At 70.1% G+C, this 10,773-nt stretch carries 12 protein-coding genes; 1 reads left to right on the top strand and 11 read right to left on the bottom strand.

From position 1 onward, the window contains the following. Positions 1-90 precede the first annotated feature (90 nt). From AB0M73_RS49040 to dhaK, 9 genes are all read right to left on the bottom strand, one after another. Positions 91-498, bottom strand: coding sequence for a type II toxin-antitoxin system VapC family toxin (locus AB0M73_RS49040; RefSeq protein ID WP_363906985.1), 408 nt, complete (start codon positions 496-498; stop codon positions 91-93). Beyond that, complete coding sequence (locus AB0M73_RS49035) at positions 491-727, bottom strand: antitoxin (RefSeq protein ID WP_363906983.1); 237 nt, start codon at positions 725-727, stop codon at positions 491-493. Before AB0M73_RS49035 ends, AB0M73_RS49040 begins: the two co-directional genes overlap by 8 nt. Before the next feature lie 4 nt (positions 728-731). Further along, positions 732-992, bottom strand: coding sequence for a hypothetical protein (locus tag AB0M73_RS49030; protein WP_363906981.1), 261 nt, complete (start codon positions 990-992; stop codon positions 732-734). 20 nt (positions 993-1,012) lie between these two features. Beyond that, entirely contained in the window at positions 1,013-2,782 is a 1,770-nt protein-coding gene (locus AB0M73_RS49025) for a 3-hydroxybutyryl-CoA dehydrogenase (RefSeq protein ID WP_363906979.1), read from the bottom strand. Positions 2,783-2,991: 209 nt separating this feature from the next. Beyond that, a complete protein-coding gene (locus AB0M73_RS49020; protein WP_363906977.1) occupies positions 2,992-3,702 on the bottom strand; it encodes a class F sortase in 711 nt (236 codons plus the stop codon). 9 nt (positions 3,703-3,711) lie between these two features. Beyond that, on the bottom strand, positions 3,712-4,338 hold the full coding sequence (locus tag AB0M73_RS49015; protein WP_363906975.1) for a hypothetical protein: 627 nt from the start codon (positions 4,336-4,338) through the stop codon (positions 3,712-3,714). A gap of 107 nt (positions 4,339-4,445) precedes the next feature. Continuing rightward, positions 4,446-5,111 (bottom strand): dihydroxyacetone kinase phosphoryl donor subunit DhaM, encoded by a 666-nt coding sequence (gene dhaM / locus AB0M73_RS49010; protein ID WP_363906973.1) that lies wholly within the window; start codon positions 5,109-5,111, stop codon positions 4,446-4,448. Then, positions 5,108-5,734: a dihydroxyacetone kinase subunit DhaL gene (gene dhaL, locus AB0M73_RS49005; protein ID WP_363906971.1), complete on the bottom strand. Its 627-nt coding sequence runs from the start codon at positions 5,732-5,734 to the stop codon at positions 5,108-5,110. The genes dhaM and dhaL overlap by 4 nt, the downstream gene beginning before the upstream one ends. Positions 5,735-5,736: 2 nt before the next feature. After that, positions 5,737-6,738, bottom strand: coding sequence for a dihydroxyacetone kinase subunit DhaK (dhaK, locus tag AB0M73_RS49000; RefSeq protein ID WP_363906969.1), 1,002 nt, complete (start codon positions 6,736-6,738; stop codon positions 5,737-5,739). 101 nt (positions 6,739-6,839) lie between these two features. Here dhaK and AB0M73_RS48995 point away from each other — a divergent pair, with 101 nt between their 5' ends. After that, positions 6,840-7,844, top strand: coding sequence for an iron-siderophore ABC transporter substrate-binding protein (locus AB0M73_RS48995; RefSeq protein ID WP_363906967.1), 1,005 nt, complete (start codon positions 6,840-6,842; stop codon positions 7,842-7,844). A gap of 71 nt (positions 7,845-7,915) precedes the next feature. Here AB0M73_RS48995 and AB0M73_RS48990 read toward each other — a convergent pair whose 3' ends face one another. Next, positions 7,916-9,424 (bottom strand): aldehyde dehydrogenase family protein, encoded by a 1,509-nt coding sequence (locus AB0M73_RS48990; RefSeq protein ID WP_363906965.1) that lies wholly within the window; start codon positions 9,422-9,424, stop codon positions 7,916-7,918. 108 nt (positions 9,425-9,532) lie between these two features. Further along, positions 9,533-10,486: a hypothetical protein gene (locus AB0M73_RS48985; RefSeq protein WP_363906963.1), complete on the bottom strand. Its 954-nt coding sequence runs from the start codon at positions 10,484-10,486 to the stop codon at positions 9,533-9,535. Positions 10,487-10,773: the final 287 nt, after the last annotated feature.

Raw genomic sequence — 10,773 nt, 5'->3', positions numbered from 1 at the left:
GCTCCACACCTACAATCACCACCGCGGCCACACCGCACTCAACGGCCTACCGCCAGCCAGCCGCGTTCCTAACCTCACGAGTCAGTACAGCTAGGGCTGTCCGATCACCTCAACCTTGCAGGTGAGGCCCGGCGCCCGACTCAGCCGGCCATCACCGGTAAGCAACGGCGCATTGAGTGCCGTTGCCAGAGCGACGTATTGCGCGTCGTAGTAAGTGATCGTTGGTCGCAGCTCCCATGCGGCATCGCCGATGGGACCCGCTGCCGGATATCGGCAACTGATCAGATGGCGTGCCGCTTTGAGGCTGGTCAGCGCGGCCTCCGGGGTGATCTTGCCGGCCCGCTCGCGCCGGCGGAGCGCTTGCCCCACTTCGTAGTCGACCAGTTGCGGCGCATGGCAGATGGCCGCCCCGAGCCGGTCCAACAACGCGTCCGCCACCGGACCGGTTGCCGTGGTCGCATAGACGAACACCGAAGCATCGACAACAAGGTCAGTCATCTCGGCCGGCCGCCACATCCGCCACGATGTCGGCCATCGTCGTCGGCCGCCCTTCCCGCGCCAGGACCGCGCGGATCGCGGCAATGACCTCGTTCTTGGTCGGCTGTGCGGCCAATGCGATCACCTGGTCGCGCATGTACGCCTGGATCGACTGGCCGGCGGCACGCGCCCGCAGTCGGATCGTCTCGTACGTCTCTTCCGGGATGTCGCGGATCTGGATGGTCGCCACCACATCAGGGTAGCGCTGATTCAGCGCTGCTGCGCTGATTGCTGTGCTCATAAGGCTGTTCCTCGTGGTTCGAGGACAGTCCGGAGAGCGGTCGGGCCAGCCGGGCCTCGATCTCGTTCAGCATCTCGTCGGACGTCCGCTGTGACGCCAGCTCGATCAGGTGGCCGCGGACGTAGTCCTCGACGGACTGGCCGGCGGCTCGGGCCCGGGCCTGGATCGTGTCGCAGATCCGAGGGGGCAACCCGAGGAGGCGCATGATCGTCACGTGCACAGCGTAGCGGGACGTCACATGGTGTAGTCGCGGAACCCCTTGCCGGTCTTGCGGCCGAGGCGGCCGGCGGTGACGAGGTGCTCCAGCAGGGGGGCGGGGGCAAAGCCGGCCTCGCGGAACTCGAGGTAGAGGGTGCGCTCGATGGCCAGGGAGACGTCGAGGCCCACGACGTCGAGGAGCTCGAAGGGGCCCATGGGCAGGCCGCAGCCGACCTTCATGGCGGTGTCGATGTCGTCGGCCTCGGCGTAGTGGGCCTCAAGCATCTTCACGGCGTCGTTGAGGTACGGGAAAAGCAGGGCGTTGACGATGAAGCCGGCCCGGTCGCCGCAGTGCACGGGCTCCTTGCGCAGCGACTTGCACACGGCGTGCGCGGTGGCGACGACGTCGGGGGCGGTGGCGATGGTGGAGACGATCTCCACGAGCTTCATGACCTGGGCGGGATTGAAGAAGTGCAGCCCGACGACATCGCCGGGGCGCGAGGTGGCGGCCGCGCATTCGATGACGGGCAGGGAGGACGTGGTGGTGGCGAGCACGGCCCCGGGCTTGCACACCTCGTCCAGGGCGCCGAAAACGGCCTGCTTGACGGAAAGCTCCTCGGCGACGGCCTCGATGACCAGGTCGCAGTCGCCCAGCGCCTCGAACTCGACGGTGGTGTGGATGCGGGACAACGCGGCGTCCCGGTCGGCCTCGGCCAGCTTGCCGCGAACGACGGCCTTGTCGAGGGACTTGCGGATCTTGGCGACGGCGGCCTCGGCCTTGTCCACGCCTCGGGCCCGCAGCACGACATCGTTGCCGGCCTTGGCGAAAACCTCGACGATGCCGGTGGCCATGGTGCCGGTGCCGATCACGCCGACCCGGCGCACCTCACGCGGAGTGCCGGCAACCGCAACGGAAACGGCGTCGCCGACCACCACGGGCGAGTCGGGGGCCTCATAGGTGTAGAAGCCGCGCCCGGACTTCCGGCCCAGCAGGCCGGCGGTGATCATCTGCTTGAGAATCGGCGCGGGGGCGTGCAACCTGTTGCGGGACTGGTGGTACATCGTGTCGAGGATCTCGTACGCGGTGTCGAGGCCGATGAGATCCAGCAGCGCCAACGGTCCCATCGGGTAGCCGCAGCCGTACCGCATCGCGGCGTCGAGGTCTTCCCTTGTGGCGTAACGGCTCTCGTACATGCGCACGGCATGGTTGAGGTAACCGAACAGCAGCGCGTTGGCGATGAAGCCGGCGCGGTCGCCGATCACCACGGGGGTTTTGCCCAGCCCGCCGAGGAAAGCGACGGCGTCGTCGACCACGTCGTGCTCGGTGACGACGGTCCGCACCACCTCGACCAGCTTGAGCACCGGCGCGGGGTTGAAGAAGTGCAGCCCCAGCACCTTGCCGGGCCGGCCGGTGTGCACGCTGATCTCGGTGATGGACAGCGACGAGGTGTTGGACGCCAGGATGACGTGCGGCCGCACGATCTTGTCCAGCTGCGCGAAGATCTCGGCCTTCAGCGCCAGGTTCTCCGGCACGGCCTCGACCACCAGGTCGACCTCGGCCAGGTCGGAAAGGCTTGTGCCGTAAGAGATCCGGCCCAGCAGATCGACCCGGCCGGCCTCGTCCAGCTTGCCGCCGGACACCGCGCGGGACGTGGAGTGCTCGATGTGCCCGCGCCCCTTGGCGATCGCGGCCTCATCCACCTCGACGGCCACCACCCGTAGCCCGCGCCGCGCGCACACCTCCGCGATGCCGGCACCCATGGTGCCCAGTCCAACGATCCCGATGGTGGTGATTTCGCGCGTCACGGCGGACCTCCGGCGCTCGTCGAAGCGGCGTCACTGGCTTGCTACGCGTCAGTAACATCCGAGCTTGGCGGAGATACTGCCACGCCGCGACCGCTCGACCGGGTGAGCTTCGCCACCGAATCGTGCAAGTTCCCCCGACCTCGCCGAGACGAGGGGCCGGCGCCGGGAACGCGTCACCCAGGATCGACACGCCCCGGCGCCGACGACGGTCAGGCCAGGACAGCGGAGACGATGATGTTGTCCACGTAGTTGCCGCTGGCCTTGTCGAACGAGCCGCCGCAGGTGATCAGCCGCAGCTCGCGCTGGGTGGACGGCCCGTACACGGCCTGGGTCGGGAACTGGGCCTTGGGCACCTGCTGAACCTGGCGCACCATGAAGTTCAGCACCTGCCCGCTCTGGTCGGTCACCTTGACGGCGTCGCCGGCCTTGAGCTGGTTGAGCTTGTTGAAGATGCCGAGCTGCCCGCCGCCGTCCACGTGCCCGAGGATCACGGCCTTGCCCACCTCGCCCGGCCGCACGCCGAACTTGTACCAGCCGGCCTGCAACGGCTGGCTGACCGGCGGCACCTGGACGGTCTTGTCGGCATTCAGTCCAAGTTGGACCAACGAGGAGTGGGCGTTGATCGCGTCCACGTCCACGCGGACGGGCAAGCCGGCGCGCGACCCGTTGTCGGCCGGCGGCGCGGGCGCCTGCTGCGCCACGGAAGTGGTGGGCGCCGCCGCGACCGGCCGGCTGGTGGTCGGCACCGACGGGCTGGTCAGGGCCGTGTTCTCGGGCTTGGCCGAATGGACGAGGCCGAGCGCGAACGCGGCCACAGCGACCACCACGACCAGCGCGCCGGCGACGATCAGCATCGTGCGCCGACCGGACGGCGGCTTGGATCCGCCGCCCGGCCTGGGGATGTGCAGTGTCGGCTCCATGCCCCGCCCTCAGCCGCGCTGGACGGCGAGCTTGCGCCGGCGGGTCACCGCGACGCCGACGCCCGCGGCGCCGACCAGCGCCACGCCGCCGAGCTCGGCCAGCAGCAGCCCGGAACCGGTGTCGGACGGGCCCTGGCCACCGGTCTGGGGCGCGCCGCTGGGGTAGACCATGGTGGTGGAAGTGTCCACAGTGGTCGAAGTCGTGGTGTTGGTCGTCGTGGTCCCGCCGCCGCCGTTGCCACCGCCGCCGCGGTTGCCGTTGTCCACGTTGATCATGACGGAGATCTTCTGGTTGCCGCAGCGGAAGGAGATCTCGAAGTTGCCCGACTTCACGTCGTCGCGGACCCGGGCGGTGGCCTGGATGTTGAAGTCCTTGCGGCCCGTCCTGACCCATTCCTTGACGTTGTCCAGGGCGGCCGAGATGGCGATGTCGGCCCGGTTGGAGTCGCAGCGGGCGTCGAGCTTGATCTTGTCGCCGCCCCGGTAGGAGCGCTGCGACGGGTCGATCCTCAGTGACGCGTTGTTGTCGTTGTTGTCCCGGTTGTTGCTGGTGTCGGCATACGCGGCCGGCGCAACCGCGACGATCGTGAACGCGGCGACGGCCGCGCCCGCGGCGATCACCCGAGTGGCAACCATGAGCAGTCCTTCCTGAAAAGCACTGAGCCGGCCGGTCGGTCGTGCTCGCAGAGACGATCGCCGCCAACTACGCCCGCGGCCGCCCGCCCGGTTCAGTGCGTTTCGGACTACTCATCGAACTCGATCTCCACCAGCTTGCCGATCCGGCGCAGCGCCTCGGCCGCGTCGGGCCCGTCGGCCACCACCTTGATCGTGTCACCGCCCACCGCCGACAGCCCCATCAGCGCCAGCACGCTGCGGGCGTCGGCCTGCTGCCCGTTGTGGTAGACGGTCACATCGGCCTTGAGGCTGGCGATCGTGCGGACCAGCAGCGCGGCCGGCCGCGCGTGCAGGCCGACCTCGTTGCGCAGCACCAGTTCGATGGATTCGCCGACGGCCGGCGTGGCCTGCGCGCCGAACTCCGGCGGCCGCTCGCCGGCCGCACGCGCGACGCCGGCGAGGTCGCCGCCGCCCTGCGCGGCCACGGCCGCCGCGACCGCACCCTCCACCACCGGGGCGTCGACCACCATCGCCAGCAACGGATTCGCGAGCGACTCGACGGCGAGGTCGGCGATCATCCGGGCGCTGCCGAGGTCGTAGAGCAGCACCGCGCCGTCGCCGGTGTCGGCCTGCTCCAGGGCCGCGCAGACCCGGTCGAAATCGGTTCCGATCGAGCCGTCGTCCATGCCGCCGGCCGCCTTGATCGTCACGTCCGGGGCCATCTGGCCGGCCAGCTCGGCCACGCCCTCGGCCAGCTTGACGCTGTGCGAGACGATCACCAGCCCGACGGTCATGACGCGCTCGCCGAGGCCGTGTCGGCCAGCGACCGCAGCAGCAGCGAGGTGGAGCGGGCGCCGGGGTCGAGATGCCCGGCCGAGCGCTCGCCCAGGTACGACGCCCGACCCTTGCGCGCCACCAACGGAATCGTCGACTCGGCTCCGGTTTCGGCGGCCGATGCCGCGGCCTGCAACACCTCGGCCACCGATCTGTCCTTCACGGCCTCGGCCGCCTCCACCGCCGGCAGTAGGGCGTCCACCATCGTCTTGTCGCCCACCTCGGCCTTGCCCCGCGCGACGACACCGTCCAGCGCCGCCCGCAGCGCGGCGGCGACCGAGGCCCCGTCGACCTCCTCCAGCCCCGAGGCCGCGCGCAGGAAGGCCGTGCCCAGCAGCGGCCCCGACGCGCCGCCGACCTTGGAGATCAACGTCTTGGCCACCAGCTTCAGCACCGCGGCCGGACTGTCCACTTCGGACGTGTCCAGTGCGGACACCACGAAGTCGAATCCCCGCTTGAGGTTCTCTCCGTGGTCGCCGTCGCCGATGACCCGGTCGAGGTCGACCAGCTCGTCCCGGTGGGCCACGACCACCGCCGCCATCGCGCGCACCGCCGACGCCACATCCGCAGTCGAGCAGCCCATCGTCACATCCCCCAGCGCAGGGCCACGGTGCGCACCGGCGCGTCCCACAGCTCGGTCAACTCGTCGTCCAGCTTCAGCAGCGTCAGGCTCATGCCCTGCATCTCCAGACTTGTCACGTACGGGCCGACGAGTCGCCGCTCGACCACGATTCCCCGCTCCGCCAACAACTTCTCCGCGATGCCGTGGGCCAGGTACAGCTCGACCAGCGGCGTGCCGCCCATGGAGTTGGTGAACAACAACACCTTGTCGCCCTCGGCGAACGGCAGATCCTCCAGCACGGGCTCGATCAGCCTGCGCACCAACACATCCGCCGGCTCCATCGTCCGCCGCTCACGGCCGGGCTCGCCGTGGATGCCGATGCCCAGCTCGTACTCGTCGTCGGCCAGCTCGAAACTCGGCTGCCCCACGTGGGGCACCGTGCACGCCGTCAGCGCCAGGCCCAGCGACCGCACATTGGCCACCACCTTGCGTGCCAACGCTTCGCAGCGATCGAGATCCGCACCCTGCTCAGCCGCCGCACCGACGATCTTCTCCAGCAACACGGTGCCGGCCACGCCGCGTCTACCGGCGGTGTACAGCGAGTCCTTCACCGCCACGTCGTCGTCGATCACCACCGACCGCACGTCCACGTCGTCCATGGCCAGCAGCTCGGCCGCGGTCTCGAAGTTCAGGACGTCGCCGGTGTAGTTCTTGACGATCAGCAGCACCCCCGCGCCGCCGTCGACCTTCTCCACCGCGGCCTGCACCTGGTCCGGCGTCGGCGACGTGAACACCGCGCCCGGGCAGGCGGCGTCCAACATGCCCGCGCCGACAAAGCCGCCGTGCATCGGCTCATGCCCGGCTCCACCGCCGGAAACCAGCGCCACCTTGCCCTGCACCGGCGCGTCGGCCCGCCACACCACCGCGGGATCCCGTTGCACCGCCACCAGGTCCGGATGGGCCAACGCCATGCCCTGGAGGGCCTCATCGACCACTGTGGACGGGTCGTTGATGATCTTCTTCATCGCGGTGTCCCCTCGTCGCGGCACACAACCGGCCCGACCTTCCTACCCCCGCGAACACATCACACGCCAGCGCGGAATTCCCAAGGGTAGGCTCACCTAACATGAGACCCCGGGGAATCGCCGTGCTGATCGCGGCCGCGCTCCTGCTGACGGCCTGCGGGCAGTCCCCGGCCACCGACGGCCGTTCCGAGGTCGCCGTCGGCGGCGCCGGCTTCCAGGACGCCGGCGCGCGTACGGCCAAGTACGGCACCGACGCGTTGCCCGGCGTGTTCCCGCGCACCATCACGCACGCCTTGGGCAAGACCACGCTCGACCACAAGCCGACCCGGGTCGTCGTGCTCGACACCGGCGAGCTGGACAACGTGGTCGCGCTCGGTGTGAAGCCGGTCGGCGTCGCCTTCCCCGACGGCTCGCCGAACATGCCGTCCTACATCGGCGACAGGGCCGGCACGCCGGCCAACGTAGGCACGCAGAACTCGCTCAACCTGGAGGCCATCGCCGCCCTCAAGCCGGACCTGATCCTCGGCTCCAAGCTGCGGGCCGAGAAGCAGTACCCGCTGCTGGCCAAGATCGCCCCGACCGTCTTCTCGGAGCGGCCCGGCTACCCGTGGAAGAGCGACTTCCTGCTCAACTCCGCCGCCCTGGACCAGACGAACCAGGCCGACAAGCTGCTGGCCGACTACGCCGCGGCGGCCAAGAAGCTGGGCCAGGACGCGCAGGCCAAGCTGGGCAAGCTGCCGGTGATCTCCATGCTGCGCTTCATGCCCGGCCGGATCCGCCTGTACGCCGAGAAGTCCTTCGTCGGCACCGTGCTGGCCGACACCGGGCTGCCGGTGACCGAGTCCGGCCAGGCCGACGACCTCGCCGTGGAGATCAGCCCCGAGCAGATCGGCAAGGCCGACGCCGACTGGATCCTCTGGGGCACCTACGGCTCCCCCGACAAGACCGGCCAGGCCGGCGTGCTCGGCGGCCCCCTGTGGTCGACGCTGGGCGCCGTGAAGTCCGGCCACGCCCGCAAGGTCGCCGACGAGACCTGGTACCTCGGCCTCGGCGTCCTCGCCGCCAACTCCGTCCTCACCGACCTCCGCGCCACCCTGGGGGTCTGACGTCATGCAGGGAAGGACGCCTTACCCGCGTTGAACGAGGGTAAGGCGTCCTTCCCTGCATGAAGCTGGGGTCACTTGCGGCCGTAGCGGAGTTTGACGATGGCCAGGAGCTGGCGGACGGTGCCGGCGCCGCGGGTGAAGGACATGGGGTTGAGCAGGGGCCTGAACTTGCGGCGGGCGACGGCCTGGGGGCGGGCGAACTCGCGCAGGCCGTCCTCGCCGTGGATGCGGCCGAAGCCGGAGTCGCCGATGCCGCCGAAGGGAAGCGACGGGATGGCGGCGAACGCCACGACGCCGTTGATCGACACCATGCCGGCCTTGAGCCGCCGGGCCAGCTGCTCGCCGCGGGACTTGGAGAACACGGTGCCGCCGAGGCCGTAGCGGCCGGCGTTGGCCAGCCGGATGGCCTCGTCGGCGTCCCGTACTCGGTTGATGGTGATGGTCGGCCCGAAGGTCTCGTCGGTGATGGCCAGCGAGTCCTCGGGCACGTCGACCAGCACGACCGGCTCCACGAACGGCGGCCGCACCGACTCCGCCCCGCCGACCAGGGCCTTGGCGCCCTTGTCGAGGGCGTCCTGGACGTGGCTGCGGATGATGTCGACCTGGGCCGGCATGGTGATCGGCCCGAGGTCCGCGCCGGGGTCGCCGCCGGGGCGCACCTTGCCGGCCAGCTTCTTCACCGCCGCGGTGAACTCGTCGGCGACATCCTCGTGCACGTACACACGCTCGACGCCGACACAGGTCTGGCCGGCGTTGGACATGCCGCCCCACACGGCCGCGTCGGCGGCCAGCTGCACATCGGCGTCGTAGTCGACGATCAGCGCGTCCTTGCCGCCGCACTCCACCAGCACCGGGGTCAGCGACTCGGCGCAGGCGGCCATCACGCGCTTGCCGGTCTCGGTCGAGCCGGTGAAGGCCAGCTTGTCCACACCGGACCGACACAGCGCGGCCCCGGTCTCGCCGAAGCCGGTGACCACGCTCAGCACCGGGTGCTCGGGCACGACCTCGGCCAACGTGTCGGCCAGCCAGGTGCCGACGCCTGGCGTCAGCTCGGACGGCTTGAACACCACGGTGTTGCCGGCGGCCAGCGCGTAGGCGATGGAGCCCATCGGCGTGAACGCCGGGTAGTTCCAGGGCCCGATCACGCCGACGACACCGAGCGGCAGGTACTCCACCGTCGCGGCCTGGTTGGACATCAGCAGCCCGGCCGGCACGCGGCGCTTGCGCAGCACACGGTCGGCGTTGCGGGCCGCCCAGTGCAGGTGGTCGATGACGAGCACCAACTCCAGCTTGGCGTCGGCGGCCGGCTTGCCGGTCTCGGCGGAGATCAGGCTCGCCGCCTCGTCCACCCGTTTGACCAGCAACCGCCGCCAGGCGTCCAGACGCTCCTTGCGACCGTCGAAGCCCAGTTCCTGCCACCAGTTGCTGGCCCGGCGGGCCTGCGCGACCGCGTCCGCCACCTGCTTGGGGCTGTGGATGGGGTGGTGGGCGACGACCTCTCCGGTGCGCGGATCCAGTGAGGCGAACCGTCCGTCACCCGAGGTGGTCACCGCACTGCTCTCCGGCGCTGTCTGAGTCATCGACCCTCCCGGCATTGGGCACTCAGCTTGTTACTGAAGAGTACGCACGGCGACCCGCACTCGTCAGCACCCATTCTCCTGGCCGTGTCGTGCCGCCGGGCGGGTGAATCAGGATTTGGGCAGATTCGCTGCGACGATCTTGCCCGCGGCGACGGCCTGGGCGCACGGGTCGAAGCCGGCGATCTTCTGCCCGTTGGCCACGTAGACCACCACGACCTCGCCGCGCCCCTGGGACATCGGGCGGTCGGACCACGTCAGCGTGCACGACGGGTACGAGGTGGAGGTGTCGCTGCGGTAGGCGGTGACGCCGCCCAGGTCAACCGGGGTGGGCGGGGCGTCGAAGCCGGCCACCGAGGGGTCGCCGCCGATCTTGGCGTAGACCTCCAGGGTGATCCCCTTCTGCCGCCACGCGCAGTCGTACAGGGACTCCGAATCCCGCTTCGGCTGATCGCCGACGATCTTGTTCACGGTGTCGCGGTCGATCAGCGAACACGGATCTGTGCCGGCCATCACACTGCTGCCGGCCGCGATCTTCGGCGGCGCGGTGCGGATGCGGGCGATCACGCCGCTGAGCACCTGCCGGGCGACCGCGCACGGCTCGCCGCCCTTGGCCTCGGTCCGGACCACGACGGCCCGCGTGGGAGAGCCCTGCGTGACCGCCTTGTCCGTGCAACTGCCGCTCTGCCGGGCCTCCAGCACCCGCATTCCGGCCAGGGACAGGGCGTCGCGGTCCCACTCCGGCACGATGTCGCCGAGCGTGACGGTGACGGTCATCTGCTGGCCGCCCACGGTGATCTCGGCACGGCAGCCCTGGAACGGGTCCCCGGCCGGCTTGGCGCCGAGCGTGCCGACGGTGCTGAGCAGCTTGGCGTCGAGCAGGGCGCACGGGTCGACGGCCCGCAGCCCGGCCTCGGCGAAGGCCGGGTCGACCGGCCCCAGATCCCCGGCGGGCTGGCCGGCGACGGTGGTTCGCCCGGTCACCGAACGGGTCGTGTCGACGGTGGGCGAACAGGCCGTGAGCAGGGCGGCGGCCGCGACGACGGCGCAGGCGAGGCGGAGCACGAGTGCACGGTAGCGACCGACGGCGACCCGTGTGACGTGAATCCCGTGATCGGTCTCACCGAGAGTTTCGGGAACGATTCAGAAGGCCAGAACGTCATACTGGGTGCAAGGAGAAAACGAAGACCCGGAAGGGGACGAAGTGATCAAGGTTCTGCGCAGGCAGGCCCGCAAGGCGGCTCGTCGGCTCGACGCCTGGACCGTCGAGGCGTTCAACCCGGTGTACCCGCACCGCAGCGGTGGGGGGGGGGAGGGAGCAAAACAACCACCCCCCCCACATATAAAAAAAA

The sequence above is a fragment of the Kutzneria sp. NPDC051319 genome, from assembly GCF_040682195.1.
Taxonomy (GTDB): domain Bacteria; phylum Actinomycetota; class Actinomycetes; order Mycobacteriales; family Pseudonocardiaceae; genus Kutzneria.
The sequence above is the reverse complement of the archived record's forward strand: the minus strand, read 5'-3'. Positions and strand labels throughout refer to the sequence as shown.

Coding starts and splice junctions, on each gene's coding strand:
- AB0M73_RS49040 (WP_363906985.1), bottom strand. CDS start 498: ATGACTGACCTTGTTGTCGATGCTTCGGTGTTCGTCTATGCGACCACG.
- AB0M73_RS49020 (WP_363906977.1), bottom strand. CDS start 3,702: ATGGAGCCGACACTGCACATCCCCAGGCCGGGCGGCGGATCCAAGCCG.
- AB0M73_RS49015 (WP_363906975.1), bottom strand. CDS start 4,338: ATGGTTGCCACTCGGGTGATCGCCGCGGGCGCGGCCGTCGCCGCGTTC.
- dhaM (WP_363906973.1), bottom strand. CDS start 5,111: ATGACCGTCGGGCTGGTGATCGTCTCGCACAGCGTCAAGCTGGCCGAG.
- dhaL (WP_363906971.1), bottom strand. CDS start 5,734: ATGGGCTGCTCGACTGCGGATGTGGCGTCGGCGGTGCGCGCGATGGCG.
- dhaK (WP_363906969.1), bottom strand. CDS start 6,738: ATGAAGAAGATCATCAACGACCCGTCCACAGTGGTCGATGAGGCCCTC.
- AB0M73_RS48995 (WP_363906967.1), top strand. CDS start 6,840: ATGAGACCCCGGGGAATCGCCGTGCTGATCGCGGCCGCGCTCCTGCTG.
- AB0M73_RS48990 (WP_363906965.1), bottom strand. CDS start 9,424: ATGACTCAGACAGCGCCGGAGAGCAGTGCGGTGACCACCTCGGGTGAC.